Raw genomic sequence first — 25,385 nt, 5'->3', positions numbered from 1 at the left:
ATGTTTCTCGGCATCGATATCGGCACATCCGGGGTCAAGGCGGTCGTCCTCGACACCCACGGCAGCGTCGTCGGACAGGGCACCGCCGCGCTGACCGTGCAGCGGCCGCAGCCGCTCTGGTCGGAACAGGACCCCGAAGCCTGGTGGCAGGCGACGACCGCGGCGGTGCAGGCGATCGATCCCGAGGTGCGCCGCGCGGTACGCGGCATCGGCCTTGCCGGCCAAATGCACGGCGCGACGCTGCTCGGCGCCGACGACCGGCCGCTGCGCCCGGCGATCCTGTGGAACGACGGCCGTTCGCACGCCGAATGCGTCGAGCTGGAAGCGGCGGTGCCCGAGTTGCACGACATCGCCGGCAATCTCGCGATGCCCGGCTTCACCGCGCCCAAGCTGCAATGGGTCCGCCATCACGAGCCGGAGGTGTTCGCGCAGATCGCCACCGTGCTGCTGCCCAAGGACTATGTCCGGCTGCAGATGACCGGCGAGAAGCTCTCCGATATGTCCGACTCGGCGGGAACGTTGTGGCTCGACGTGGCCGGGCGGCGCTGGAGCGACACGTTGCTCGCCGCCACCGGCCTCACCGAAGCGCAAATGCCCGGGCTGGTCGAGGGCAGCGCCGCTGCGGGCCGCCTGCGTCCCGACGTTGCCGAACTGTGGGGCATGGGCAGCGTGCCGGTCGCCGGCGGCGGCGGCGACAATGCCGCCGGTGCGGCGGGCGTCGGCGCGGTGCGCGACGGCGATGCGTTGCTGTCGCTCGGCACCTCGGGCGTGATCTTCGTCGCCACCGACCGTTTCCGCCCCAATGTCGCGGGTGCGGTCCATGCCTTCTGCCACTGCCTGCCCGATATGTGGCACCAGATGGCGGTTCACCTGTCCGCCGCCTCGTGCATCGACTGGGTCGCCAGGATCACCGGCGCGGCGGGCGCCGCGGACCTGTTCGCGCGCGCCGAGCGCGCCGGACCGGGTGCCGGGCCGGAGCTGTTCCTCCCCTATCTCTCCGGCGAACGCACCCCCCATAATGACGCGCAGGTCCGCGGCGCCTTCCTCCGGCTCGACAACGACACCGGTCCCGACCGGCTGGCGCAGGCGGTGCTGGAGGGCGTCGGCTTCGCGCTCGCCGACGGCATCCGCGTGCTGCGCGACGCCGGCACGACGATCGAGCGCCTCTCGGTGATCGGCGGCGGCGCGCGCTCGCGCTATTGGGGCGAAACGCTCGCCGCGACGATGGACGTCGAGCTCGTCTACCTGCAAGGCGGCGAGGTCGGCCCGGCGCTTGGCGCCGCGCGCCTTGCCCAGCTCGCGGTCGACGGCGGCAGCCCCGCCGACGTCTGCCAGGCACCCCCCGTGTCCCATGTGATCACCCCCGATCCGGCGCTCGTCGAGCGCCTCGCTCCCAAGGGCGCCGCCTTCCGCGATGCCTATCCCCGCATAAGGACCCTCTGATGGCTGACTTTTTCGCCGACATCCCGCAGATTCGCTACGAAGGACCGGATAGCGACAACGAACTCGCCTACCGGTTCTACGACAAGAATCGCGTCGTGCTCGGCAAGACGATGGAAGAGCATCTGCGCTTCGCCGCCTGCTTCTGGCACACCTTCTGCTGGCCCGGCTCCGACGTGTTCGGCGGCGGCACCTTCAACCGCCCGTGGCACCGTGGCGCCAACGACAGCGCCGCCGCGGCCGAGAAGCGTGAGGTCGCGTTCGACTTCTTCCAGAAGCTCGACGTGCCCTTCTATTGCTTCCACGACGTCGACGTGATGGCCGATGCCGCCAACGTCACCGAGCATCGCCGCTATTTCGCGGAAGCCGTCGACCACCTCGAGAAGCTGCAGGCATCGTCGGGCCGCAAGCTGCTGTGGGGCACCGCCAATCTGTTCAGCCACCCGCGCTTCGCCGCCGGCGGCGCGACCAACCCTGATCCCGAAGTCTATGCCTTTGGTGCGATGCAGGTCCGCGACGCGCTCGAAGCGACGCATCGCCTCGGCGGCCAGAACTACGTCCTCTGGGGCGGTCGCGAGGGCTATGAGACGCTGCTCAACACCGACATGAAGCGCGAGCTCGACAATTTCGGCCGCTTCCTCAGCCTCGTCGTCGAGCACAAGCACAAGATCGGCTTCACCGGCACGATCCTGATCGAACCGAAGCCGCACGAGCCGACCAAGCACCAGTATGACTTCGACACCGCGACGGTGTACGGCTTCCTCAAGCGCTACGGCCTCGAGAACGAGGTGCGCGTCAACATCGAGGCGAACCACGCCACGCTGTCGGGCCACACCTTCGAGCATGAGATCGCCACCGCCGGGGCGCTCGGCATCTTCGGCTCGATCGACGCCAACCGCGGCGATCCGCAGAACGGCTGGGACACCGACCAATTTCCCAATTCGGTCGAGGAACTGACGCTGGCGATGGTCGAGATCCTGCGCGCAGGCGGCTTCACCACCGGCGGCTTCAACTTCGACGCCAAGGTGCGCCGCCAGTCGATCGACGCGATCGACCTGTTCCACGGCCATGTCGGCGGCATCGACGTCGTTGCCAAGGGCCTGCTCAACGCCGCCGCGCTGATCGAGGACGGTCGTCTCGACGCCGCCAAGACCGAGCGTTACGCGGGCTGGACGGGCGAGTTCGGCGGCAAGATCGCCGACCTCGACCTCGCCGGCATCGCCGATCTCGCGGTCGCGCAGAACATCGATCCGCAGCCGCGCTCGGGCGGCCAGGAGCGGCTCGAGAATCTCATCAACCGTTTCCTCTAAGCCGCGCGTGTCCGGCCCCGCACGGGGCCGGACGCCTCCCCGGCCTGGCCGGGACCCCGGAACGTCGAACACGGCGACCGGACACATTGGGAGAGTGATGATGCGCCGAGCCTTTGCCTTGGCGGTCCTGCTGGCGGCGGCACCGTTGCCCGCGCAGGATCCGGCCCCGCAACAACCGCCCAGTTACACCGCGATCAAGCTGTGGCCCGACGGCGCGCCCGGATCGCGCGCGCGCCGGCAGGAGGCCGAGGTCGCCCGCGATTACTGGGTGCGCAACATCCACGACCCCTCGCTGATCGCCTTCCCGGCCGATCCCGCGCACCGCAACGGCGCCGCGATCGTCATCATGCCCGGCGGCGGTCACAAATTGCTCGTCTGGACCAACGAGGGCACCAAGGTCGCCACCGCGCTCAACCGCATGGGCATCACCGCCTTCGTCCTCAAATACCGGCTCGCGAACGAGCCCGGCTCGAAATATTCGGTCGAGGGCGACGCCGCCGACGATGCGCGCCGTGCGATGCGCTGGGTGCGCGCACATGCCGCCGATTACGGCATCGACCCCGCCCGCGTCGGCGCGATGGGCTTTTCCGCCGGTGGCGAACTGGTGTCGCAGATTGCCGACAATCCCGAACCCGCCGGCCGCCCCGCGGTGGATGCGATCGACCGCCTGCCCGCGCGTCCCGATTTCCAGGTGCTCGTCTTCCCCGGGCCGCGCGGCATCCCCGCCAAGGCGATCGCCGGCGCGCCGCCCGCCTTCATCGTCGCGGGCAGCCGCGACGCCTGCTGCGCGCCGCCCTCGGTCGCGCTCTACGAGCAATTGCGCAAGGCGGGCGTGTCGGCGGAACTGCATATGTACGCCGACAGCGATCACGCCTTCAACCTCGACGAATCGAACCGGATCTCGATCCTGCACTGGCCCGACCGGCTCGACGACTGGCTGGCGGACAGCGGCTGGCTGTCGCCGCGACCACACGCCGGCGGCAAATGACCCATAGCGACACCGATCATCAGGGAGAGCGAACATGAGACACCGTATCCACGCCGCCGCGATCGCCCATCTGCTGCGGCCGATCGGAGCCGGCATCCTCGCCGCCGCCACGCTGGCCGCGCCCGTTCAGGCGCAGAACGACAAGATGGTGCCGATCCCCACCCCGGCACAGCCGGGCGCGATCACGCTCGATACCGGCAAGCTGCCCGGCGCGACCGCACCGGAGGCCTGGCACAGCCAATATGGCAGCGTCTTCACCCGCAACGTCACCGTCGCGACGCTGACCCCCTTCCTGCCCGATCCCGCCAGGGCGACCGGTGCGGCGGTCATCGTCGCGCCGGGCGGCGGCTTCCGCACGCTGTCGATGGAGAATGAGGGCTGGGACGTCGCCCGCGCGCTTGCCGCCAAGGGCGTCGCCGCCTTCGTGCTCAAATACCGGCTCAACCCGACGCCCGCCGACATGCCCGGCTTCGAACGGTCGATGGCCGAGATCTTCGCGCCCGGCGCCCGCCCGCCGCGGCCGCGCGCCGACGCGATGGCCGCCGGCCTCGCCCCGCAGATCGCCGACGCCCGCGCCGCCTTCGCATTGGTCCGCAAGCGCGCCGCCGAATGGCACGTCGACGCCGACCGGATCGGCATGATCGGCTTCTCCGCCGGCGCGATGCTGACGATGGCGACGACGCTGACCGGCGGCGATGCCAGGCCAGCCTTCATCGGCAACATCTATGGCCCGCTGACGGCGGTCACCGTGCCCGCCGACGCGCCGCCGATGTTCGTCGCGCTCGCCGCCGACGATCCGTTCTTCGCCAATAACGGCTTCGGCCTGATCGACAGCTGGCGCACTGCCAAGCGCCCGGTCGAATTCCACCTGTTCGAACAGGGCGGCCATGGCTTCGGCATGTACCCGAAACCGACGACCAGCACCGGCTGGTTCGAGGAATTCAGCCGCTGGCTCGACATGCATGGCCTGCTGAAGCGTCGCGGCTGATCCGCCCGCCCGCCGGTGGACGCGCGCCGCCGGCGGACGTAGGGCGCGCATCATGGTTGGTTTCTCGCAGGCGCGCGTCGCGCCGATCGCACGGTTGCTGTTCTGGGCTGCTCTCCTCTTCGCCTTGGTCATGGCGCTGTCGCCGCGCCCGCCGATCACCGTCGAGGTCATGGACAAATGGCAGCACATGGCCGCGTTCGGCGCGCTCGCCGTGCTCGCCTGCGCCGCCTGGCCGCACGCGCCGCTGGTCCGCATCGCCGAACGGCTGAGCTTTCTCGGCGCGATGATCGAGCTGGTCCAGTCGATCCCGGCGCTGCACCGCGACTGCGACATCATGGATTGGGTCGCCGACACCGCGATCATCGTCGGCGTCGTGCTGGTAGTGGCTGCCGCGCGGACCGGCCGCCCGCGCCGGCTGTGAGCACACGCCGCCGCCGGCACTATCGATGGTGGGTCCGCCGGGGCTCGAACCCGGGACCTCTCGATTAAAAGTCGCTTGCTCTACCGACTGAGCTACGGACCCCCGCCATCGATCCGGGGCACCTAGGGGCGGGGACGCGGTCGGTCAACTGCATGTGCCAATTGTCGAACACTTCGCGCCTGCGGCGGCACGCGCCAGCCCGGCGCGATCCGCGCGAGCGGCCCCAGCACGAAGCCGCGCGCGGATAGCGCCGCATGCGGCACGGTCAGCCGGGAATCGCGCCAGCTGCCGCCCGACCACAGCAGGATATCGAGGTCGATCACCCGCGCGCCCCAGCGCCGCCCGCGCCGCCGGCCGAACGCCGCCTCGATCCCCTTGAGCCGCGCAAGCAGCACCGGCGGGGTCTCGTCGCTGCCGATCAGGATCGCGGCATTGGCGAAGCGGCGGATCGACGGCCCGAGCGGCGCCGAGCCGATCACCGGCGACGCCGCGACCAGCCCGCCGATCGCCGCGATCGCCGCGCGCACCTCGTCGGCGGGGCCGCCGTGTCGCCCGCGCCGGTTCGATCCGATCCCGATCGCATAGATTGCCGTCGCCATCCCGGGGCTTTAGGCGAAAGCGATGACCTTCGATACGCTCGCGCCCGACATCGCCACCGACCTGCCCGTCCCCGATCCGCTCGCCGCGGTCGAGCCGCCGCACGACTGCCCGCGCTGCCCGCGGCTCGTCGCCGCGCGGGAAGCGCTGCGGCTGGACAACCCGACCTGGTGGAACGCCCCCGTCCCCGCCTTCGGCGATCCCGAGGCATGGCTGGCGATCGTCGGCCTCGCGCCGGGGCTGCACGGCGCCAACCGCACCGGGCGGGCGTTCACCGGCGACCATTCGGGCGCGTTGCTGTTTGCGACGCTCGGCAAGCTCGGCCTCGCCACCGGCACCTTCGCCAATCGCGTCACCGACGATCTGGCGCTGACCGGCGCGATCGTCGTCAATGCGGTCAAATGCCTGCCGCCCGCCAACAAGCCGACGCCGGAGGAGATCCGCACCTGCCGCCCGTTCCTCGACGGCGAGATCGCGGCGCTGCCCAACGTGCGCATCGTCGTCGCGCTCGGTCAGATCGCGCATCAGTCGGCGGTCAAGGTGATGGGCGGACGCCTGCCCAAGGCCAATTTCGCGCACGGCGCCGAGCATCGCATGCCTGACGGTCGCATCCTGCTCGATAGCTATCACCCCTCGCGCTACAACCAGAACACCGGCCGGATCGACGAAGCGATGTTCGAATCGGTGTTCGCCCGCGCGGTGGCGCTCCGTCAAACGTCCTGAACGAGCCGCCCGTACAATTCGGGCCGGCGATCGCGGAAGAAGCCGAAGGCGGCGCGGTGGCGCTTGACCCGTTCGAGGTCGAGCGTCGCCACGATCACGCCTTCCTCGTCGCGACCCAGTTCGGCGAGCACGTCGCCGCGCTCGTCGACGATGAAGCTGGTGCCGTAGAAATGCTGGCCGTGCTCCGTGCCGATCCGGTTGGCAGCGATGACCGGCACGACGTTGGACACGGCATGGCCGACCATCGCGCGCCGCCACAGCCGTGCGGTGTCGAGGCTGGTGTCATGCGGCTCGCTGCCGATCGCGGTCGGGTAGAACAGCACCTGCGCGCCCATCAGCATCAGCGCGCGCGCGGTCTCGGGATACCATTGGTCCCAGCAGACGCCGACGCCGAGCGTCCAGCCCGGCGCGGCCGGCGGCGCCGGCCAGACCTTGAAGCCGGTATTGCCGGGGCGGAAGTAGAATTTCTCCTCGTAGCCGGGGCCGTCGGGGATGTGGCTCTTGCGATAGACGCCCTGCACCTCGCCGTCGGGGCCGATCATCGCGAGGCTGTTGTAATAATGCGGCCCGTCCGCCTCGAAGAAGCTGGTCGGGATCGTCACCTTGAGCGCCTCGGCGAGCGCCTGCATCGCCAGCACCGCCTTGTGCTCGCGCACCGGCGCGGCATTGGCGAACAGCCCTTCGTCCTCGACGCGGCAGAAATATTCGCCCTCGAACAATTCGGGCGGCAGGATCACCTGCGCGCCCTGCCCCGCCGCCTCGCGCACGAGGCGCGAGACGTTGGCGATGTTCGCATCGATATCGTCGGAGAAGGCGAGCTGCAGCGCGGCGACGGTGATCTGGGTCATGCGCGCCACATAAGGGGCGGGAGGTGAGTCGTCACCCCTTGCGTGCGGTTCGGAGACCCGCCCCCTGTCGAAGTCAGATCCCCGCCGGGATCTGCTGGCTGATGCAGTGGAAGCTGCCGCCGCCGGTCAGGATATGGTCGGCGCGCAGCCCCACCGCCTCGCGATCCGGGAACAGCGCCTGAACCGCACGCACCGCGGCCTCGTCATTCTCCGCACCGTACAGCGGCACGACCACCGCGGCATTGCCGATGTAGAAGTTCATATAGCTCGCCGGCACGACCTCCTCGTCGCGCAGCACGCGGCCCGGCGACGGGATCGTCACCACCTCCAGCCCCGCCGCGCGCGCGTCGCGTAACGCATGCTGGTAGACCTGCCAATTGGGGTCGTTCTCCGCCGCTTCCGGCAGCGCCAGCTTGCCCTCGCCGACGAAGCGCGCGAGATTGTCGACATGGCCGTCGGTATGGTCGTTGAGCAGCCCGTCGCCCAGCCACACCACCTTGGTCAGCCCGAGGTCGTCGCGCAGCCGCGCCTCGATCTGCGCCTTGTCGAGCGTCGGGTTGCGGTTGGGGTTGAGCAGACATTGCTCGGTCGTCACGACGACCCCGGTGCCGTCGCCGTCGATCGCGCCGCCCTCGAGCACCCAATTGCAGTAACCGACGCGGCGACCGCGCTGCTTGGCGAGGCGCAGGCCGATCGTATCGTCGCCGGGCAGATCGTATTTGCCGCCCCAGCCGTTGAAGCCGAAGTCGCAGGCCTCGCCATTACCGAGCAGGATCGGACCCGTATCGCGCAGCCAGATGTCGCCGAACGGCTCGACCACCACCTCGGCGAACGGCGCCATCGTCCGTGCCGCCGCGCCCGCCTCGGCATCGGCGGCGACGAGGATCACCGTCTCGCCGCGCCCCTCGGCATGCACCGCACGGGCGAAGGCGGCGACTTCGGCGCGGGCCGGATCGAGATCCTCCTCCCACAATTCGGGATGGCTCGGAAAGCCGATCCATACGGCGTCATGCGGTGCCCATTCGGCGGGCGGCGGAACGACGGTCACTTCGCGGCTCCCAGGCTGGCACGGCTCTTGTCGCGGATCGCACGGAATTCGTCGCCCGGCGTCCAATTGGGCCAGTCGCGACCGTCGGCGAGATCGCGCGCGATCATATAATAGAGGCCGACGTCCTGCTGCACGCCGCTCCAATCCCAATTGGGATCATATTCGTCGGAGGGCGCGTGATAGCGATTCTCTTCATAGTCCTTTGCCGCCGCCTGACCCGCGGCGAGCCCGCCCTTCACTAGATTCTGGCCGGTCTCGAAATAGACCATCGGCACGCCGTGCTTGGCGAGGCTGAAATGGTCCGAGCGATAATAGAAGCCCTTCTCCGGCGTCGGCTCGGGCGTCGCGGTGCGGCCCTGCCGCTTGAGCGCGGCGGTGAGATAGCCGTCGAGCTGCGACTTGCCCGGCCCGATCACGATCACGTCCTTCGCGGGGCCGTACATGGCGAGCGCGTCCATATTGGCGCCGCCGACCGTCTTCGCGAGCGGATAGACCGGGTTCTCGCCATAATAAGCCGAGCCGAGCAGCCCCGATTCCTCGGCGGTCAGCGCGAAGAACACCATCGAGCGGCGCGCCGGCCCGGCCTTGGCATTGGCCTCGGCGAGCGCGACCAGCGCCGCGGTGCCGTCGGCATTGTCGACCGCGCCGTTGCAGATGTCGTCGCCGTTGACCGGGGTGCAGCGGCCGAGATGATCCCAATGCGCCGACAGCAGGACATATTCGTCCGGCGCCTCGCGGCCGGGCAGGATGCCGACGACATTGTGCGAAATCTGCTTCTTGATCTGGTTGTCGAAGCGCACCGACGCCTTCAGCCCGAGCGGCATCGGCTTGAAGCCCTTGACCTTCGCGGCGGCGGCGAGGCTATCGAAGTCCTTGCCCGCGCTGGCGAACAGCGCACGCGCCTTGTCGAGCTGCATCCAGCCGTGCGCGGCGGTGTCGTCCATATGGCCGTTGGCGGCATCGGCGACATGCGCCGCGCCGGTGTTGCTCGACTGGACGACGTTCCAGCCATAGGCCGCAGGCTCGGTCTGGTGGACGATGATCACCGCCGCCGCGCCCTGCCGTGCCGCTTCCTCATATTTGTACGTCCAGCGGCCGTAATAGGTCATCGCGCGGCCGTTGAACGGGCCGGTCAGCCCCGGCGTCTGCCAGTCGGGATCGTTGATCAGGACGATCACCGTCTTCCCCTTCACGTCGAGCCCGGCGTAATCGTTCCAGCCCTTTTCGGGCGCGACGATGCCGTAACCCGCGAAGACGATGTCGCTGTCCTTGACGTCGATATGCGGCGTGACGCGATAGGTGCCGACCACCATGTCCTTGCCGTAAGCGAGGGCAAGCGGGGTCTTGCCGCCGGTGATGGTCAGCGGCGTGACGTTCTGCGCGGTGATCTCGACCAGCGGCACGTCCTGCAACCAGCTGCCCTTGTTGCCCGGCTTCAGGCCCGCCTTGGCGAATTGCTGTTCGAGATAGGCGAGCGTCTTCTCCTCGCCGGCGCTACCCGGCGCGCGGCCTTCGAAGGCGTCCGACGACAGCGTCCTGGTGACGGCCTTCATCGTCTCGACCGAGATCGGCGGCGCGGATTGGGCGAGCGCCATGCCGGGCGTGGCAAGCAGGGCCGCAAGAACGAAACGACGCATCGATTACTCCGCATGGATGGCAGCGTGGCCGGTCTTTTGCCGCCGGGGCGCGGGCTTGTCCACGGTCCGGGCCGCGGGACGGAGAAGGTTTCGCGCGCAGAGGCGCAGAGACGCGGAGGTGTGCCGCCAGCCGCGCCGAAGGCGCTTCTCTTCCAGAGGCGAAAAGCAGGCAACGAAGCCTCCCGCGGAACACCTCCGCGTCTCTGCGCCTCTGCGCGCAAAATCGATTCACGCGAAGACGCGAAGACGCGAAGAGAAAGAACGAGGGCCACACCCGCGGTGATTGATGCGTCCACCCCCAAGCGGAACACCTTCGCGTCTTCGCGCCTTCGCGTGAACCAAAAAGAGCGGCCCGCATGGACCGCCCCTTCCAAATCTAAAAATGGCAGCAGGCCGGTCTTCTGCCGCTGGTCGCGTGCTTGTCCACGATCCGGGTCACGGGACGGAGAAGGTTTTGCGCGCAGAGACGCAGAGACGCAGAGGTGTTCCGCCAGCGGCGCCGAAGGCGCTTCTCCTCCGACGCGAAAAGCAGGCGACGAGGCCTCCCGCGGATCACCTCCGCGTCTCTGCGCCTCTGCGCGCAAAATCGATCCACGCGATAACGCGAAGAGAAAGAACGAGGGCCACACCCGCGGTGATCGATGCCTCCACCCCCAAGCGGAACACCGTCGCGTCTTCGCGTCTTCGCGTGAATCAAAAAGGGCGGCCCGCAAGGACCGCCCCTTCCAAATCCGAAACCGGAAGACCCGAAATCAGCGCGAGTAGAACTCGACGACCAGGTTCGGTTCCATCTTCACCGGGTAAGGCACCTCGTCGAGCGTCGGCACGCGGACGAAGGTGATCTTGGCGTTGCCGTCCGGCGCGACGTAATCGGGGATCTCACGCTCGGCGAGGTTCTGCGCCTCGAGCACCAGCGCCATTTCCTTGGCCTTGCTGCCCAGGGTGATCTCGTCGCCGACGAAGCAGCGGCGCGACGCGATGTTGCACTTCACGCCGTTGACGCGGATGTGGCCGTGGCTGACGATCTGGCGCGCGGCGAAGATCGTCGGCGCGAACTTGGCGCGATAGACGATCATGTCGAGACGCTGCTCGAGCAGGCCGATCAGGTTCTGGCTGGTGTCGCCCTTCATGCGGGCCGCTTCCGTATAGCAGGCCTTGAACTGCTTCTCGGTGACGTCGCCGTAATAGCCCTTGAGCTTCTGCTTGGCGCGCAGCTGGATGCCGAAGTCCGACACCTTGCCCTTGCGGCGCTGGCCGTGCTGGCCCGGGCCGTATTCGCGCTTGTTGACCGGGCTCTTCGGCCGGCCCCAGATGTTCTCGCCGAGACGACGGTCGAGCTTGTGCTTGGCGCTATGGCGCTTCGACATGATATTTCCTTGGCAACTGAAACGACGTGATCCCGCCCCATGGCAAGCCATGCGGCGGGGTTGATCCCGGTATCGCTCTGCTGATCCCTTGCGGGGGCAGGCCGTCCGCTTCACCGGGGTGCGGGGGCTGTTGCGAAGGCGGCCGCCTAGATGCTGGCGCTTATCCTGTCAAGGACGCAGCGCCTGCGGGATCGTCATGTTGCGCGCGGCATTGGCCCGCCGCGCCGTGTCCCAATTGTCGCCGTTGCGCGCGTCGATGACGGCCCATTCACCACGGGTGAAACAGGTCTGGTGCGGCATGATCGATCCGATCGGTGCTTCGCGACGACAGATCCGCTTGGCCTTCACCGTAGGCGCGGGCGACGGCGTCGTCGCTGGCGCGGCATCCTGCGCGCCGGCGGACAGAATCATCGCGGCAATGGCGAAAGCGAACATGGCGACCCTCCCTGATACGGCAGCAAAGGTGACACGATCCGTCCGGCAAGGGAAGATGGCGACGCCACGAACTCGACATCCGTGGCGGCGGCGATAAGGAAGCGCGATGACCACGCCCCCTGCCCCGGCACTGGCCGGCCCCGATTGCACGACGATGATCGAGGTGCGCGCCGGCGTCGACGCGCTCGATCGCGAGCTGGTCGCGCTGCTCGCCCGCCGTTTCGCCTATATGGACGCCGCGGCGCGCATCAAGCCGGAGCGCGGCCACGTCCGCGACGAGGCCCGCAAGGCACAGGTCATCGCCAATGCCCGCGCCGAGGCGGAATCGCTCGGCCTGCCCGGCGCGGTCATCGCCGATCTGTGGGAGCAGCTCGTCGAGGCGTCGATCGCCTACGAACTGGCGTCGTTCGACCGGCGCTGAGCCTCGACCCGGCGTTCCTTGGCGCCGTCCAGCGCCGACAGCACGCCGCGCACCGTCCGCACCTCCTGCGACGACCAGCCCGGCTTGGTCAGCAGCGTGCGCAGCGTCCGCCGCGTCTGGAACACGCGTTCGGGCGGGAAGAAGAAATTGGCGCGCTCCAGCATGTCGTCGAGCTGGAGGATCATTCCCTCCAGTTCCTCATGCGGTGCGGGCGGCTCGATCGGGTTGATCGACGGTTGCGCCAGCGCCTCGCCCTTCGACCATTCATAGGCGACGAGGATCACCGCCTGCGCCAGGTTGAGACTGCCGAAGTCGGGGTTGATCGGCACGGTGACGATCGTCCGCGCCAGCGCGACGTCGTCGGTCTCCAGCCCCGATCGCTCCGGGCCGAACAGGATCGCCGACCGCTCCGGCGCGGCGTGGATGTCGCGCGCCGCGACCTCGGGCGTCACCACCGGCTTGGTGATGCCGCGCTTGCGCACCGTCGTCGCATAGACGTGCGCGCAATCCGCCACCGCCTCGGCGACGCTGTCGAACACCTGCGCATCGGCGAGCACGCTGTCGGCGCCGCTCGCCGCCGGCCCCGCCTGCGGGTTGGGCCAGCCGTCGCGCGGGCTGACCAGCCGCATGTCGGTGAGCCCGAAATTGAGCATGGCGCGCGCCGCCTTGCCGATATTCTCGCCCAATTGCGGGCGAACGAGGACGATGACCGGCTTCATTCGGCGCGCCCCGCCTGCTCGACCGTGCCGGCGAATTCCTCGAAGTCGCGCGCCTCGCTGAAATCGCGATAGACGCTGGCGAAACGGATATAGGCGACCGAATCGAGCCCCTTGAGCCCGTCCATCACCATCTCGCCGATCCGCTTCGACGATACCTCGCTCTCGCCCTGCGTCTCGAGCTGGCGCTGGATGCCGCTGACCAGTTTCTCGATCCGCACCGGCTCGATCGGCCGCTTGCGGGTCGCGATCGAGACCGAGCGCAGCAGTTTCTCGCGGTCGAACGGCTCGCGCCGCACCCCGCCGCTGCCGGTGCTCTTGATCACCCACAGGTCGCGCAGCTGGATCCGCTCGAAGGTGGTGAAGCGCGCCGCGCAGCCCTCGCACTGGCGCCGGCGCCGGATCGCCGCCCCGTCTTCCGTGGGGCGGCTGTCCTTCACCTGGCTGTCTTCATGGCCGCAGAACGGGCAACGCATTCAGGCGATCAATCCTTGCGCTTGGCATAAGCGACGCCCGCGCCGACCAGCGCACCGAGCACCGGCCCGACGAACGGGATCGGGATCGCCACGACCGCGCCGATCGCGCCATATTTGGCCATCTTCTTGCCGAGGCCGGGGGTGTTCTTGACGGTCGCCTGGACCTCTTCGATCTTCGACATGGTGTTATCCTTCGTAGATGGGGAAGCGTGCGCACAGCGTGCGTACACGCTGCCGAACGTTCGCCTCGACCTCGGGGTCCCCATGTTCGCCCTTCTTAGCCAAACCGTCGAGCACGTCGGCGACCATGTTGCCGATCTCGCGGAATTCGGCGGGGCCGAAGCCGCGCGTCGTGCCGGCGGGCGAGCCGACGCGGATGCCGCTGGTCTTGACCGGCGGGAGCGGATCGTTGGGAATGCCGTTCTTGTTGCAGGTGATGCCGGCACGCTCCAGCGCCTCGTCGGCGTCCTTGCCGGTGATGCCGAGCGGGGTGAGGTCGATCAGTGCGAGATGCGTGTCGGTGCCGCCCGAGACGACGTCCGAGCCGCGCTCCTTGAGCGTCGCGGCGAGCACCTTGGCGTTCTCGACCACCGCGGCGATATAGCTCTTGTAGCCCGGCTGCAGCGCCTCCCCGAACGCGACCGCCTTGGCGGCGATGACGTGCATCAGCGGCCCGCCCTGCAGCCCCGGGAACACCGCCGAATTGATCTTCTTGGCCAGCGCCTCGTCGTCGGTCATGATCATGCCGCCGCGCGGACCGCGCAGCGTCTTGTGCGTCGTCGTGGTGACGACGTGCGCATGGCCGAACGGTGTCGGATGCAGGCCGGCGGCGACGATGCCGGCGAAATGCGCCATGTCGACCATGAAGTACGCGCCGACCTTGTCGGCGATCTCGCGGAAGCGCGCGAAGTCGATCGTGCGCGGATAGGCGCTGCCGCCGGCGATGATGAGCTTCGGCTGATGCTCGACGGCGAGGCGCTCGACCTGATCGTAATCGATCAGATGCGTCACCGGATCGACGCCGTACTGCACCGCGTTGAACCACTTGCCGCTCATCGCCGCACGCGCGCCATGGGTGAGATGGCCGCCGGCGTCGAGGCTCATGCCGAGGATCGTCTCGCCCGGCTTGACCAGTGCCAGCATCACCGCGCCATTCGCCTGCGCGCCCGAATGCGGCTGGACGTTGACGAAGCTGCAACCGAAGATCTGCTTGGCCCGCTCGATCGCGAGGCTCTCGACCTCGTCCGACGGCGCGCAGCCCTGATAATAGCGCTTGCCCGGATAGCCCTCGGCATATTTGTTGGTGAAGACCGAGCCCTGCGCCTCGAGCACCGCCTTGGAGACGATATTCTCCGACGCGATCAGCTCGATCTGCGTCTGCTCGCGCTCCAGTTCGTGCGCGATGCCGGCGAACACCGCCGGATCGGCGTCGGCGAGCGCTTGGCTGAAGAAGCCGGTGTGGCGGATATCGCTGAAATCGGTGGGCTGGGTGCTCATGGGATCAGTCCTTTCGCGACAATTTGTCGACGCGGTTCTGGTGACGGCCACCCTCGAACGGGGCAGCGAGGAAGGCTTCGAGACAGGCCTTGGCGAGATCGGGACCGATCAGCCGCGCGCCCATCGCGAGGACGTTGGCGTCGTTGTGCTGGCGCGCCAGCGCCGCCGACAGCGGTTCGGAGACGAGTGCGCAGCGGCAGGCCGGCTCGCGGTTGACCGCGATCGAGATGCCGATCCCCGATCCGCACAAAGCGACGCCGAAATCGGCCTCGCCCGCCGCGACGGCGCGGGCCAGCTTGTAGCCGTAATCGGGGTAATCGACGCGCGCATCGCTGTCCGGCCCGAGATCGATCGCCGCATGGCCGAGCGTGCCGGCATGATCGACCAGCAGCGCCTTCAGCGCGACGGCGGCGTGATCGGAGGCGAAGGCGATGCGCAAGGGTGACGTCCCGTGACGATGATGGGCGGTCAGGGCGCCTTAGCGGGGGACACCGGCAAATGCCACACCTGTTGCGGAACGTAGCGCGTCGCTCGCGCGCTAAGCCAACCACGCAATGCAGGATAAGAATATGCCGCAAGTTCCTCGCTCCCGCGCTCGCCGGCATGGCTGATCCCGTCTCCGACCGCGGCAGCGTCGGCGAATCGCCGCTGATCCTCGGCTATGCCGGGCTGTTCCCGCAGATCGCCGCGGTCGCCACCTGTTTCTTTTCCGCCGAAAGCGATGTCGGGCCGATGTTCGCCTTCGCCTATGCGGCGCTGATCCTCAGCTTCCTCGGCGGCATCTGGTGGGGGTTTGCGATGCGCAGCGGCCGCGATCAGGGCCGGATCGCGACGCTGGCGGTGCTGCCGTCGCTGTTCGGCGCGCTGCTGATCCTGCTGTCGATCGCCCATGTGCTGCCGCTGGGCCTCGCGCTGGTGCTGATGGGCTCGGCGGTGATCACCACCCTGCTGATCGACCGACGCCTGGTCGAGTCCGCCCACGCCCCCACCGGCTGGATGGCGCTGCGCGTGCCGCTGTCGGTCGGGCTCGGCGGGCTGACGATCCTCTGCGGGATCATCTGCGGCCTGTCGGCCAGCTGACCGCGCGGGCGGCTCCACGCCGTTGCCCGACTTCGCCGGGCTCCGTCGCATGGGCCGGACGCTTTCCCAACCCACCCCGTCACCCCGGACTTGTTCCGGGGTCCACCGGGCCGCAAGGGAATGCCCTCTTCTCTAGCCGTTCCCCTCGCCGCGGAGTGGACCCCGGAACGAGTCCGGGGTGACGGGCCTCATGAGGAAACCGATCGAACCTAGCTGCCGCCGCGATAGGTGATGGTCCTGAACCCTACCGACAGGCAGAAAAGCCGACCCACCGCAACTGCGCCCGGACGCCGCGTCAGGCCGCCTTGCGCAAGGCGAGCCGGCTCCAGATCTCGACCAGCGCGTCAGTCAGCTCGCGCATCATCTCGGGCGTATGGCTCGGGCCGGGCGTGAAGCGCAGCCGCTCGGTGCCGCGCGGCACGGTCGGATAATTGATCGGCTGCACGTAGACGCCATATTCGGCGAGCAGGATATCGCTGATCCGCTTCGCCTTGACCGGATCGCCGACGAGGATCGGCACGATATGCGTGCTGCCGAGCATCACCGGCAGCCCCGCCTCGCTCAGCATCGTCTTGAGCAGCGTCGCCGACGCCTGCTGGCCCTCGCGCTCGACGCTCGACGCCTTGAGGTGGCGGACGCTGGCGAGCACGCCCGCGACCAGCACCGGCGACAGCGAGGTGGTGAAGATGAACCCCGGCGCATAGCTGCGGATCACGTCGATGATCGTCTGGTCGGCGGCGATATAGCCGCCCATCACGCCGAACGCCTTGCCGAGCGTGCCCTCGATGATCGTCAGCCGGTCGGCGACGCCCTCGGCTTCCGAAATGCCGCCGCCGCGTGCGCCGTACATGCCGACCGCATGGACCTCGTCGAGATAGGTCAGCGCATTGTATTTGTCGGCGAGGTCGCAGATCGCCGCGATCGGCGCGACGTCGGCCTCCATCGAATAGACGCTCTCGAACGCGATCAGCTTCGGCACCGTCGGGTCCTCGGCGGCGAGCAGTTCCTCGAGATGCGCGAGATCGTTGTGGCGGAAGATGCGCTTCTCGCAGCCGGCATTGCGGATGCCGGCGATCATCGACGCATGGTTGAGCTCGTCCGAGAAGATCACGCAGCCCGGCAAAATCTTGGCGAGCGTCGACAGCGTCGCCTCGTTCGAGACATAGCCGCTGGTGAACAGCAGCGCGCCTTCCTTGCCGTGCAGGTCGGCGAGCTCGTGCTCGAGATCGACGTGATAATGGGTGTTGCCGCCGATGTTGCGCGTGCCGCCCGAACCGGCGCCGACGTCGTGCAGCGCCTCTTCCATCGCCGCGATCACCTTCGGGTGCTGGCCCATCGCGAGATAGTCGTTCGAGCACCAGACGGTGATCGGCTTCGGCCCGTTATGGCCGGCGAAGCAGCGCGCGTTGGGGAAGGCGCCCTTGTTGCGGAGGATGTCGATGAAGACCCGATACCGGCCCTCGCTGTGCAGGCGATCGATCGCCTGGGTGAAGACGCGCGAATAATCCACGCGTACGTCGGTACCGTCGCTGCTCATGGGCACCATGTACCGATGCGGCGACGGGCTTGCCAGTGGATAAAAGCGCTCAGCGTGATCGTCAGGCTGGACATTTTGTCCCACCCTCGCGGGGCCAGCGCGGCACGACCCGTCGACCGGCACAGGGATGGATGCTGGCGGAAGGAACGCCCGCCCCACGCTCCACCGTTCGCGCTGAGCCTGTCGAAGCGCCCGTGCCACAGGCGGTCGTTCCGTACATGGCACCGCCCTTCGACAGGCTCAGGGCTAACGGTGGGACAAAAGAGCCGACGCCCAACCCGCCGGCCGGTACGGCTCAAAGCCCCTCGATCGTCCCGATTCCATAATCCGCCAGCGCCGGCGCCAGCGCCCGCTCCGCGTCGCCCAGCCGCGTGAACACCGCGCGATGCACCGACTCGTCCGCCGGCCAGCCCTGCCCCTCAGTCAGGAAGGCGATCCGCCGCGCGATCCCCGGGCCGCCATCGACGAAGTGCAGCCCGGCCGGCGCCGCCGCCGCCAGTTCCGCCGCGACCAGCGGGAAATGCGTGCAGGCATTGACGATCACGTCGATCCGCGCCCCCTCTGGCTGATCGAACAGCCCGCCGAGCACCGCGCGATAGCGCGCCGGATCGGCCGTCGCCCCCGCCAGTTTCGCCTCCGCCAGCCGCACCAGCTCCGCCGAGCCGTGCCGCAGCACCGTGCAATCCCCAGCGAACCGCGCCGCCAGATCGTCGACATAGGCCTGGCGCACCGTCGCCTCGGTGCCGAGCACGCCGATCACCCGGCTGCGGCTCAGCGCCGCGGCGGGCTTGATCGCCGGCACCGTGCCGACCACCGGCACGTCGAGCGCCGCGCGCACCACCGGCAGCGCGATCGTCGAGGCGGTGTTGCAGGCGATCACCACCAGCCGCGGCCGGTACCGCTCCACCAGCCGCCCGAGCAGCGCCGGCACCCGCGCCGCAATCTCCGCCTCGCTCTTGATCCCATAGGGAAATCCGGCGGAATCGGCGGCGTAGACGATCGGTGCGCGCGGCAGCAGCACGCGCGTCGGTGCGACCACCGACAGGCCGCCGACACCCGAATCGAAGAACAGGATCGGCGCATCATCCATCGCCGCGTCCATAAGCCGCCGCCGCGCGACGCGCCAACCTTGATCGAGATCAGGAAGCGCCCATTGGCGAAACCGCCCCGGACCCGCTATGATCCGCCGGGGAGGACGGGGCAGCTTTGGATACGCACATACTCTGGATCGCGCCGGCGTGCGCGCTGCTGCTCGGCTATGTGCTGGGATCGATCCCGTTCGGCGTCATCCTCACCCGGCTGGCGGGCGCGGGCGACCTGCGCAGCATCGGCTCGGGCAATATCGGCGCCACCAACGTCCTGCGGACCGGCCGCAAGGGGCTGGCGGCGGCGACCTTGCTGCTCGATCTCGCCAAGGGCGCGGCGGCGGTGTGGCTGGCGGAATGGCTGTTCCCCGGCGACGGCATGATCGCCGCGGCGGCGGCGTTCGTCGGCCATTGCTACCCGATCTGGCTGCGCTTCAAGGGCGGCAAGGGCGTCGCGACGCTGATGGGCATCGTCCTCGCGCTGCACTGGCCGATGGGCCTCGTCTATGCGGCCGTCTGGCTCGGCCTGCTCGCGGGCCTGCGCATCTCCTCGGTCGCCGGCATGGCCGCGGCGGTCAGCGCACCGGTCAGCGGCGCGCTGTTCGGGCGGTTCGATCTCGTCATGCTGCTGCTCGCGCTCGCCGCGATCGTGCTGTGGAAGCATCGCGACAATATCGAGCGGCTGCTCGCCGGGACCGAGCCGCGCATCGGCGGCGCGCGCGACGGCGAGGACACGAATGCGCTCCGCGATGGCTGAGCGCGATGTCGCGCGCCTCCGTCTCCTTCGTACCACCGGGATCGGCCCGGTCACCTGGCGCCAGTTGCTCGCCCGCTTCGGCACCGCCGAGGCGGCGCTCGACATGCTGCCGACGCTCGCCCGCCGCGGCGGCGGCGCCCCGCCGCGCATCGCCGAGCGCGCCGCGGTCGAGCGCGAGATGGCGGCGACGGCGCGGCTCGGCGCGCGCTATCTGTTCCTCGACGATCCCGACTATCCGCCGCTGCTCGCCCAGATCGACACCGCCCCGCCCGCGCTGATCCTGCGCGGCGACCTCCCGCTGGCAAGTCGAACGACGGTGGCGATCGTCGGCGCGCGCAACGCCTCCGCCGCGGCGTGCCGCTTCGCGCGCAGCCTCGCGCACGACCTCGCCGCGGAGGGCGCGACGATCGTCTCCGGCCTCGCCCGCGGCATCGACACCGCCGCGCACGTCGGCGCGCTGCCGCGCACGATCGGCGTCATCGCCAGCGGCATCGACGTGGCCTTCCCGCCCGAAAACGCCGCGTTGCAGGAGCAGGTGGCGAGCGACGCGTTGCTGATCGCCGAACAGCCGCCCGGCACCCAGCCGCTCGCCCGCCATTTCCCGTCGCGCAACCGGATCATCGCCGGCCTCGCGCTCGGCACGGTGGTGGTCGAGGCGGCACCGCGCTCGGGCTCGCTGATCACCGCGCGGCTGGCGGGCGAGATGGGCCGCGAGGTCATGGCGGTCCCCGGCAGTCCGCTCGACCCGCGTGCGCAGGGCTGCAACCAGTTGATCCGCGACGGTGCGACCTTGATCCAGACCGCCGCCGACGTCCTCGAACAGCTCCGCCCGATCGATCCCCGCGCCGTCCGCGCGCCCGCGTCGCCTTACGCCGCCCCGCCCCCGGCGGATGCGAGCGACGCCGACCGCACCCGCATCACCGCCTTGCTCGGCCCGGCGCCCGTCCCGGTCGACGAACTGCTCCGCCAGAGCGGCCTCGCCCCGGCGATCGTCCAGACGGTGCTGCTCGAACTCGAACTCGCCGGCCGGCTGGAGCGGCATGCCGGCGGCCGGGTCAGCCTCATCGCCTGACCCCGGCGGCGGCCCCCGCCTCCCCACCCGTTGACGTTTCGTCCCACGCCCCCGACTTGACGCAAGCCCCGACCGCTCGCCACCCTCGCGCGTACACGTAAGGACGCTATTGAACCGCCATGCAGCTCGTCATCGTCGAATCGCCCGCCAAGGCGAAAACCATCGAAAAGTATCTCGGCTCGGATTTCCGCGTCCTCGCCTCCTACGGTCACGTCCGCGATCTGCCGGCGCGCGACGGCTCGGTGAACCCGGACGAGAATTTCGCGATGGAATGGGAGAATTACGCGGACAAGTCCAAGCAGCTCAAAGCGATCGCTGATCTCTCGAAGACCGCCGACCGCCTGATCCTCGCCACCGACCCCGATCGCGAGGGCGAGGCGATCAGCTGGCACGTGCAGGAGGTGCTGCGCGGCCGCAAGGCGCTGCCCAAGGACGTCCAGCGCGTCACCTTCAACGCGATCACCAAGCCGGCGATCCTCGCCGCGATGAAGGCGCCGCGCGAGCTCGATACCGACCTGATCGACGCCTATCGCGCCCGCCGCGCATTGGACTATCTCGTCGGCTTCACGCTGTCGCCGGTGCTGTGGCGCAAGCTGCCCGGCGCCAAGTCGGCGGGCCGCGTCCAGTCGGTCGCACTGCGCCTGATCGTCGGCCGCGAGCGCGAGATCGAGGCGTTCAAGGCACAGGAATATTGGTCGGTCACCGCGCAGATGGAGCAGGACGGCACGCCCTTCGTCGCGCGCCTCGTGCAATGGGACGGCAGGAAGCTCGACCGCCTGTCGATCGGCACCGAGGGCGACGCGCTCAAGGCCAAGACCGCGGTCGAGGAGGGCCGCTTCTCGGTCCAGACCGTCGAGACCAAGCCGGCGACGCGCAACCCGCCGCCGCCCTTCACCACCTCGACGCTCCAGCAGGAGGCGGCGCGCAAGCTCGGCTTCTCCGCCGATCATACGATGCGGATCGCGCAGGGTCTCTACGAGGACGGCGCGATCACCTATATGCGCACCGACGGCGTGCAGATGGACGGCAGCGCCATCTCCGCCGCGCGCCTCGCCATCGCCAACCGCTATGACGCGAGCTACGTGCCCGATTCGCCGCGTCAGTATCAGACCAAGGCAAAGAACGCGCAGGAAGCGCACGAGGCGATCCGCCCGACCGACTTCACCAGGGACCGCGCCGGCTCGGGCGACCACAACCGCCTGTACGAGCTGATCTGGAAGCGCGCGCTCGCCAGCCAGATGGCCTCGGCCCGCATGGAGCGGACCACCGTCGAGATGGCGGACGGCACCGGCCGCAACGTGCTGCGCGCGACCGGCCAGGTCGTGCTCTTCCCCGGCTTCCTCGCGCTCTACGAAGAGGGGTCGGACGACACGCAGGACGAGGAGGCGCGCCGCCTGCCCCGCCTGCGCGAGGGCGACGCGCCGGCGAAGAAGGCCGTCGACGCCGAACAGCATTTCACCCAGCCGCCGCCGCGCTTCTCGGAAGCTAGCCTCGTCAAGCGGATGGAGGAACTCGGCATCGGCCGCCCGTCGACCTATGCCTCGATCATCAAGACGCTGAAGGACCGCGCCTATGTGCGCGTCGAGAAGAACCGCTTCTTCGCCGAGGAGAGCGGCCGTCTCGTCACCGCCTTCCTCGAGCGCTTCTTCGAGAAATACGTCGGCTTCGACTATACCGCCGAGCTGGAAGAGGAGCTCGACGACGTCTCGGGCGGCCGCGCGCAATGGCAGGCGGTGCTCGAAGCCTTCTGGCGCGACTTCAAGCCGCGCACCAACGAGGTGATGGAGCAGCAGCCCAGCGCGATCACCGCCGAGCTCGACGTCTTCCTCGCGCCCTATCTGTTCCCCGACAAGGCGGACGGATCGGACCCGCGGCTCTGCCCCAAATGCGAGGAGGGCAAGCTGGCGCTGCGCGGCGGCAAGTTCGGCGCGTTCATTGCCTGCTCCAATTATCCCGAGTGCAAATACACCCGCCGCTTCGCGCAGCCCGGCGGCGAGGAGGGCGACAGCGGCCCCGAGGGGCTCGGCAAGGACCCGGCGACGGGGCTCGAGGTCGAGCGCAAGTCGGGGCGGTTCGGCCCCTATATCCAGCTCGGCGAGGGCAAGGAGGCCAGGCGCGCCTCGATCCCCAAGGACCTGCCCGGCGAGCTCGACCTCGAATGGGCGCTCAAGTTGCTCAGCCTGCCGCGCACGATCGGCAACCACCCGGAGACGGGCGAGCCGATCACCGCGTCGATCGGCCGCTACGGGCCGTATCTGGCGCACAGCGGCAAATATGCGCGGCTGCAATCGACCGCCGACGTGTTCGAGACGGGGATGAACGCCGCGGTGGTCAAGCTCGCCGAGGCGGCGGCGGGCGGCGGCCGTCCGGCGCGCGGCGCCGCGCGGGCGCCGCTCAAGGAGCTCGGCAAGCACCCGCGCACCGAGGCGGAGATCAAGCTGATGGAGGGGCGCTACGGCCCCTATGTCACCGACGGCGAGACCAACGCGACCCTGCCCAAGTCGATCACCCCCGAGGCGCTGACGCTGGAAGAGGCGGCGCAGCTGATCGACGATCGCGCCGCGGCGGCACCGGCGAAGAAGAAGAAGGCGCCCGCCAAGAAGGCCGCGGCGAAGAAGCCCGCGGCCAAGGCGGCGGGGACGAAGACGACGGCGAAGCCCGCGGCGGCCAAGAAGGCGCCGGCGAAGAAGCCCGCGGCGAAGAAAGCCGCGGCGGAGTGAAGCACGGGGGATCGGGGGACTGCCCCGATCCCGTCACGCCTAGAGCTTGACGCTGGCGTTCAACCTGACCGTCCGGGGCTCACCCACGAAAACATAGCCCGACCCGAGATAGCCCCAGTGGTGGAGGTTCGCGACGTTGTCGACCTCGGCCCGAAGCGTCACGGCATGGGCGGCGGAGCCGATGTCATAACCGGCCCGCAGATTGATCAACGTCGTCGAGGGAACGCGGAAACTGTTGACCGCATTGCCCCACAATCTGGCGGTATAGGATAGTTCGGCGGTGGCGCTGAAACCGGGCAGACCGGTTGGCCGCTCGGTGACCTGCACGGTGTCCTTGAATCGCGGAACGCCCTCGACCTGTCGCCCTTGCAGATCCCGTTCCGACTTCAGATAGGTTGCCTCCTCGATCGCGACGCTGTTGGCGACGAACAGATCGAGCGGTAGCCCGACGCGTCCATTGGCCTCGACGCCCTGATAGCGTTGCGTGCCGTCGGACACGTAGACGTTGGCGGCATTGGCATATTGGGCGCCCCGATCGATGCGGTACAATGCCGTCGAAAGGAACCACGTCGGTCGTTCGACCTTGGCGCCGACCTCGATCTGGTCGGACATCACCGGTGGCAGCGTCTCGCGGGCATTCGCGAAGCTATCGGGGACCGTTATCCCGCTTTCGAGCGCCTGAACGTAGCTGACGTAGACGGTGGCGCCCTGCAAGGGATGGTACAGGATCGCGGCGACGGGCGTCACCGGCGTCTTGGCATAGGTCTTGGCGACGCCCGATTTGCTGTATTGATGCTCGACGTAGCGCGTGACCCGCAGGCCGCCGATTACCGACACGTCGCCGAGGCCGATCGTGTCGCTGGCAAACGCGCCTTCCTGTATCGAATGATAGCTGCGGTAGATCGCATCGGTGAATGCGCTGGGATAGTTCACCGGCGTTACCGGTCGATACAGGTTCTGCGACCCGATGACCGTGTTCAGCCGATCTCGCGGCAGATAACGCTTGAGGTCCTGCCACGTCGCGCCGAGCGTCAGTTGATGGGCCAGCGGTCCGGTGGTGAAATATCCGTCGAGCGTGACCTGTGCCTGATTGTAGCGCGACCATGACCGGGGATTGGTGTTCAGTTTCACCCCATAGTCGCCATCGCGGTTGATCAGCGGCATCCATTCCGCCTTGTAGGTCCGCCAGTCCAGGCTGTTGCTATAGTCGGCCTTGACCGTCCAATGCGGGTCGGCCGTCCAGTGCAGGCCGGTGGCGCCGTAGAAGACGTGGCTGTTGAAGAACAGATCGGGATAGGCGGCGAGATTGGTGGTGCCGCTGATCGGTCGCGGCAAGGCGTTCGCGCCGTAAGCGACGGGATCGTCGATGAAGAAATCCTGCGTTCCACCCTTGATGCGGCGATCCTGATAGATCAGGTCGCCGGTCCACAGCAGCGTATCGGTGAGATGCGCATCGAGGCCGAGCGACCCCGAATAGCGCAGGACGTGCGACCCGCTGTAGGTGCCGCCCTGTTCGTGCGTCAGGTTGAGACGATAGCCGAGGCCTGCGGCGATGGGGCCGCCGGTGTCGATATGCTGCAGGAAGACCGTGTTCGACGAATATCCCAGATCGGCGGCGACGAAAGCGTCCGGCGTGGGTCGCTTCGTCTGATAGTTGACCAGCCCTCCCGGCGCGTTGAAGCCATAGAGGAAGCCGGAGGCGCCCTTCAGCAACTGCACCGCCTGGAACGATTCGAGGGGCAGTTCCACCGTCGTCATGTAAAACGGATCGCCGTTGATCCGGTAGCCGTAAAGGTCGTCGAGCGGGATGCCGCGGACCGTCTGCGAATAGCTGTTGAACGTATAGGTGTCGCCGTTGGCGACGACCGACGCATCCTGGCTGAATACCCGTGCCAGCGATCGGACCTGACGTTCCTCGATCTCATCCGCACTCACCACGCGTGCGGAGAACGGCGTATCGAGGTCGGACCGCACGCCCAAGGCTCCCCCCGTCACCGCATCGTGATGTGCCGTCCCGGTAACGACGATGGTCTGTGACGCGGCATTGTCCTCGCTCGTCGCCGCCGCGGTGCGGGATGCCTTGGCCTCCGCATTTGCCCCCACCTTCGATTTGCGATCGGGTGTCTTTCTCTCGACCTGCTCCGCGCCGGCCGGCGAAGCCATTGCAATCGAAACAGAAAGTACAAATACCCATTTTGCAATTATCACGGCTACATACACCA

The 25,385-nt window shown here is 68.5% G+C and carries 25 protein-coding genes and 1 tRNA gene; 11 read left to right on the top strand and 15 right to left on the bottom strand.

What is annotated here, in order from left to right; genetic code table 11:
* The 5 genes from xylB (at nt 1) to AC07UH_RS02820 (ending at nt 5,147) form a co-directional block, all read left to right on the top strand.
* Nucleotides 1–1,443: a xylulokinase gene (xylB, locus tag AC07UH_RS02840; protein ID WP_495179407.1), complete on the top strand. Its 1,443-nt coding sequence runs from the start codon at nt 1–3 to the stop codon at nt 1,441–1,443.
* Nucleotides 1,440–2,750: a xylose isomerase gene (xylA, locus tag AC07UH_RS02835; protein WP_495179796.1), complete on the top strand. Its 1,311-nt coding sequence runs from the start codon at nt 1,440–1,442 to the stop codon at nt 2,748–2,750. Before xylB ends, xylA begins: the two co-directional genes overlap by 4 nt.
* Before the next feature lie 100 nt (nt 2,751–2,850).
* Complete coding sequence (locus tag AC07UH_RS02830; RefSeq protein WP_495179408.1) at nt 2,851–3,738, top strand: alpha/beta hydrolase; 888 nt, start codon at nt 2,851–2,853, stop codon at nt 3,736–3,738.
* A gap of 34 nt (nt 3,739–3,772) precedes the next feature.
* A complete protein-coding gene (locus tag AC07UH_RS02825; protein WP_495179409.1) occupies nt 3,773–4,726 on the top strand; it encodes an alpha/beta hydrolase in 954 nt (317 codons plus the stop codon).
* 52 nt (nt 4,727–4,778) lie between these two features.
* A complete protein-coding gene (locus AC07UH_RS02820) occupies nt 4,779–5,147 on the top strand; it encodes a VanZ family protein (protein ID WP_495179410.1) in 369 nt (122 codons plus the stop codon).
* Between the two features lie 26 nt (nt 5,148–5,173).
* Here the strand turns inward: AC07UH_RS02820 and AC07UH_RS02815 are convergent.
* Together AC07UH_RS02815 and folK are read right to left on the bottom strand one after the other, a co-directional pair.
* Nucleotides 5,174–5,249 (bottom strand) — tRNA-Lys (locus AC07UH_RS02815).
* 20 nt (nt 5,250–5,269) lie between these two features.
* Nucleotides 5,270–5,746, bottom strand: a complete 477-nt coding sequence (gene folK / locus AC07UH_RS02810) for a 2-amino-4-hydroxy-6-hydroxymethyldihydropteridine diphosphokinase (RefSeq protein WP_495179411.1) — start codon at nt 5,744–5,746, stop codon at nt 5,270–5,272.
* Nucleotides 5,747–5,768: 22 nt separating this feature from the next.
* Between folK and AC07UH_RS02805 the strand changes: the two genes are divergently transcribed.
* Nucleotides 5,769–6,467, top strand: coding sequence for a uracil-DNA glycosylase (locus tag AC07UH_RS02805; protein WP_052075663.1), 699 nt, complete (start codon nt 5,769–5,771; stop codon nt 6,465–6,467).
* Here AC07UH_RS02805 and aguB read toward each other — a convergent pair.
* The 5 genes from aguB to AC07UH_RS02780 all read right to left on the bottom strand — a co-directional run bounded on the left by aguB (nt 6,455) and on the right by AC07UH_RS02780 (nt 11,802).
* The gene (aguB, locus tag AC07UH_RS02800; RefSeq protein ID WP_038663788.1) at nt 6,455–7,315 is read right to left on the bottom strand and encodes an N-carbamoylputrescine amidase; all 861 of its coding nucleotides are present in this window, start codon (nt 7,313–7,315) and stop codon (nt 6,455–6,457) included. The two genes, AC07UH_RS02805 and aguB, sit on opposite strands and share 13 nt — an antisense overlap.
* 73 nt (nt 7,316–7,388) lie before the next feature.
* Nucleotides 7,389–8,363 carry an agmatine deiminase family protein gene (locus AC07UH_RS02795; protein ID WP_495179412.1) on the bottom strand — a complete coding sequence of 325 codons (975 nt, stop codon included), beginning with the start codon at nt 8,361–8,363 and terminating at the stop codon, nt 7,389–7,391.
* Nucleotides 8,360–10,000 carry a M28 family metallopeptidase gene (locus AC07UH_RS02790; RefSeq protein WP_495179413.1) on the bottom strand — a complete coding sequence of 547 codons (1,641 nt, stop codon included), beginning with the start codon at nt 9,998–10,000 and terminating at the stop codon, nt 8,360–8,362. The genes AC07UH_RS02795 and AC07UH_RS02790 overlap by 4 nt, the downstream gene beginning before the upstream one ends.
* Nucleotides 10,001–10,752: 752 nt before the next feature.
* Nucleotides 10,753–11,367, bottom strand: coding sequence for a 30S ribosomal protein S4 (rpsD, locus tag AC07UH_RS02785; RefSeq protein WP_038663797.1), 615 nt, complete (start codon nt 11,365–11,367; stop codon nt 10,753–10,755).
* Between the two features lie 168 nt (nt 11,368–11,535).
* Nucleotides 11,536–11,802 carry a hypothetical protein gene (locus AC07UH_RS02780; protein ID WP_137897548.1) on the bottom strand — a complete coding sequence of 89 codons (267 nt, stop codon included), beginning with the start codon at nt 11,800–11,802 and terminating at the stop codon, nt 11,536–11,538.
* Nucleotides 11,803–11,908: 106 nt separating this feature from the next.
* Here AC07UH_RS02780 and AC07UH_RS02775 point away from each other — a divergent pair, with 106 nt between their 5' ends.
* Entirely contained in the window at nt 11,909–12,223 is a 315-nt protein-coding gene (locus AC07UH_RS02775) for a chorismate mutase (protein ID WP_038663803.1), read from the top strand.
* Here AC07UH_RS02775 and AC07UH_RS02770 read toward each other — a convergent pair.
* The 5 genes from AC07UH_RS02770 to rpiB are packed head-to-tail and all read right to left on the bottom strand — an operon-like array spanning nt 12,193 to nt 15,351.
* On the bottom strand, nt 12,193–12,942 hold the full coding sequence (locus AC07UH_RS02770; protein WP_495179414.1) for an RNA methyltransferase: 750 nt from the start codon (nt 12,940–12,942) through the stop codon (nt 12,193–12,195). The two genes, AC07UH_RS02775 and AC07UH_RS02770, sit on opposite strands and share 31 nt — an antisense overlap.
* Nucleotides 12,939–13,415: a transcriptional regulator NrdR gene (nrdR, locus tag AC07UH_RS02765; protein WP_038663810.1), complete on the bottom strand. Its 477-nt coding sequence runs from the start codon at nt 13,413–13,415 to the stop codon at nt 12,939–12,941. The genes AC07UH_RS02770 and nrdR overlap by 4 nt, the downstream gene beginning before the upstream one ends.
* 8 nt (nt 13,416–13,423) lie before the next feature.
* Nucleotides 13,424–13,597 carry a small multi-drug export protein gene (locus AC07UH_RS02760; protein WP_166753199.1) on the bottom strand — a complete coding sequence of 58 codons (174 nt, stop codon included), beginning with the start codon at nt 13,595–13,597 and terminating at the stop codon, nt 13,424–13,426.
* A 4-nt stretch (nt 13,598–13,601) separates the two neighbouring features.
* Nucleotides 13,602–14,912: a serine hydroxymethyltransferase gene (glyA, locus tag AC07UH_RS02755; protein WP_495179415.1), complete on the bottom strand. Its 1,311-nt coding sequence runs from the start codon at nt 14,910–14,912 to the stop codon at nt 13,602–13,604.
* A 4-nt stretch (nt 14,913–14,916) separates the two neighbouring features.
* On the bottom strand, nt 14,917–15,351 hold the full coding sequence (gene rpiB, locus AC07UH_RS02750) for a ribose 5-phosphate isomerase B (RefSeq protein ID WP_038663816.1): 435 nt from the start codon (nt 15,349–15,351) through the stop codon (nt 14,917–14,919).
* Between the two features lie 164 nt (nt 15,352–15,515).
* Here rpiB and AC07UH_RS02745 point away from each other — a divergent pair, with 164 nt between their 5' ends.
* Nucleotides 15,516–15,992, top strand: a complete 477-nt coding sequence (locus AC07UH_RS02745; protein ID WP_495179416.1) for a DUF3429 domain-containing protein — start codon at nt 15,516–15,518, stop codon at nt 15,990–15,992.
* Between the two features lie 295 nt (nt 15,993–16,287).
* On the opposite strand, the gene hemA is transcribed toward AC07UH_RS02745, so the two are convergent.
* Both hemA and murI read right to left on the bottom strand, forming a co-directional pair.
* Nucleotides 16,288–17,529 carry a 5-aminolevulinate synthase gene (gene hemA, locus AC07UH_RS02740; RefSeq protein WP_038667350.1) on the bottom strand — a complete coding sequence of 414 codons (1,242 nt, stop codon included), beginning with the start codon at nt 17,527–17,529 and terminating at the stop codon, nt 16,288–16,290.
* A 295-nt stretch (nt 17,530–17,824) separates the two neighbouring features.
* Nucleotides 17,825–18,619 carry a glutamate racemase gene (gene murI / locus AC07UH_RS02735; protein ID WP_495179417.1) on the bottom strand — a complete coding sequence of 265 codons (795 nt, stop codon included), beginning with the start codon at nt 18,617–18,619 and terminating at the stop codon, nt 17,825–17,827.
* A 116-nt stretch (nt 18,620–18,735) separates the two neighbouring features.
* Between murI and plsY the strand changes: the two genes are divergently transcribed.
* The 3 genes from plsY to topA all read left to right on the top strand — a co-directional run bounded on the left by plsY (nt 18,736) and on the right by topA (nt 23,163).
* Nucleotides 18,736–19,371: a glycerol-3-phosphate 1-O-acyltransferase PlsY gene (plsY, locus tag AC07UH_RS02730; protein WP_052075665.1), complete on the top strand. Its 636-nt coding sequence runs from the start codon at nt 18,736–18,738 to the stop codon at nt 19,369–19,371.
* Nucleotides 19,364–20,443 carry a DNA-processing protein DprA gene (gene dprA, locus AC07UH_RS02725; protein WP_495179418.1) on the top strand — a complete coding sequence of 360 codons (1,080 nt, stop codon included), beginning with the start codon at nt 19,364–19,366 and terminating at the stop codon, nt 20,441–20,443. Before plsY ends, dprA begins: the two co-directional genes overlap by 8 nt.
* 119 nt (nt 20,444–20,562) lie before the next feature.
* Nucleotides 20,563–23,163, top strand: a complete 2,601-nt coding sequence (gene topA, locus AC07UH_RS02720; protein WP_495179419.1) for a type I DNA topoisomerase — start codon at nt 20,563–20,565, stop codon at nt 23,161–23,163.
* Between the two features lie 39 nt (nt 23,164–23,202).
* Here the strand turns inward: topA and AC07UH_RS02715 are convergent, their stop codons facing one another.
* Nucleotides 23,203–25,326, bottom strand: coding sequence for a TonB-dependent siderophore receptor (locus AC07UH_RS02715; RefSeq protein ID WP_495179420.1), 2,124 nt, complete (start codon nt 25,324–25,326; stop codon nt 23,203–23,205).
* Between the last annotated feature and the right edge of the window lie 59 nt (nt 25,327–25,385).

This window comes from Sphingomonas sp. GW821-FHT04B01 (assembly GCF_059420425.1).
This window is presented reverse-complemented; position numbering and strand designations above follow the sequence as displayed.

Excerpts from the sequence above, each read along its gene's own strand:
- AC07UH_RS02745 (WP_495179416.1), top strand. The coding sequence starts at position 15,516 with ATGGCTGATCCCGTCTCCGACCGCGGCAGCGTCGGCGAATCGCCGCTG.
- aguB (WP_038663788.1), bottom strand. The coding sequence starts at position 7,315 with ATGACCCAGATCACCGTCGCCGCGCTGCAGCTCGCCTTCTCCGACGAT.
- nrdR (WP_038663810.1), bottom strand. The coding sequence starts at position 13,415 with ATGCGTTGCCCGTTCTGCGGCCATGAAGACAGCCAGGTGAAGGACAGC.
- AC07UH_RS02760 (WP_166753199.1), bottom strand. The coding sequence starts at position 13,597 with ATGTCGAAGATCGAAGAGGTCCAGGCGACCGTCAAGAACACCCCCGGC.
- xylB (WP_495179407.1), top strand. The coding sequence starts at position 1 with ATGTTTCTCGGCATCGATATCGGCACATCCGGGGTCAAGGCGGTCGTC.
- topA (WP_495179419.1), top strand. The coding sequence starts at position 20,563 with ATGCAGCTCGTCATCGTCGAATCGCCCGCCAAGGCGAAAACCATCGAA.
- glyA (WP_495179415.1), bottom strand. The coding sequence starts at position 14,912 with ATGAGCACCCAGCCCACCGATTTCAGCGATATCCGCCACACCGGCTTC.
- dprA (WP_495179418.1), top strand. The coding sequence starts at position 19,364 with ATGGCTGAGCGCGATGTCGCGCGCCTCCGTCTCCTTCGTACCACCGGG.
- AC07UH_RS02825 (WP_495179409.1), top strand. The coding sequence starts at position 3,773 with ATGAGACACCGTATCCACGCCGCCGCGATCGCCCATCTGCTGCGGCCG.
- AC07UH_RS02820 (WP_495179410.1), top strand. The coding sequence starts at position 4,779 with ATGGTTGGTTTCTCGCAGGCGCGCGTCGCGCCGATCGCACGGTTGCTG.
- AC07UH_RS02830 (WP_495179408.1), top strand. The coding sequence starts at position 2,851 with ATGCGCCGAGCCTTTGCCTTGGCGGTCCTGCTGGCGGCGGCACCGTTG.
- AC07UH_RS02715 (WP_495179420.1), bottom strand. The coding sequence starts at position 25,326 with ATGGCTTCGCCGGCCGGCGCGGAGCAGGTCGAGAGAAAGACACCCGAT.
- AC07UH_RS02775 (WP_038663803.1), top strand. The coding sequence starts at position 11,909 with ATGACCACGCCCCCTGCCCCGGCACTGGCCGGCCCCGATTGCACGACG.
- murI (WP_495179417.1), bottom strand. The coding sequence starts at position 18,619 with ATGGATGATGCGCCGATCCTGTTCTTCGATTCGGGTGTCGGCGGCCTG.
- hemA (WP_038667350.1), bottom strand. The coding sequence starts at position 17,529 with ATGAGCAGCGACGGTACCGACGTACGCGTGGATTATTCGCGCGTCTTC.
- AC07UH_RS02790 (WP_495179413.1), bottom strand. The coding sequence starts at position 10,000 with ATGCGTCGTTTCGTTCTTGCGGCCCTGCTTGCCACGCCCGGCATGGCG.
- folK (WP_495179411.1), bottom strand. The coding sequence starts at position 5,746 with ATGGCGACGGCAATCTATGCGATCGGGATCGGATCGAACCGGCGCGGG.
- AC07UH_RS02770 (WP_495179414.1), bottom strand. The coding sequence starts at position 12,942 with ATGAAGCCGGTCATCGTCCTCGTTCGCCCGCAATTGGGCGAGAATATC.
- rpsD (WP_038663797.1), bottom strand. The coding sequence starts at position 11,367 with ATGTCGAAGCGCCATAGCGCCAAGCACAAGCTCGACCGTCGTCTCGGC.
- AC07UH_RS02780 (WP_137897548.1), bottom strand. The coding sequence starts at position 11,802 with ATGTTCGCTTTCGCCATTGCCGCGATGATTCTGTCCGCCGGCGCGCAG.
- AC07UH_RS02805 (WP_052075663.1), top strand. The coding sequence starts at position 5,769 with ATGACCTTCGATACGCTCGCGCCCGACATCGCCACCGACCTGCCCGTC.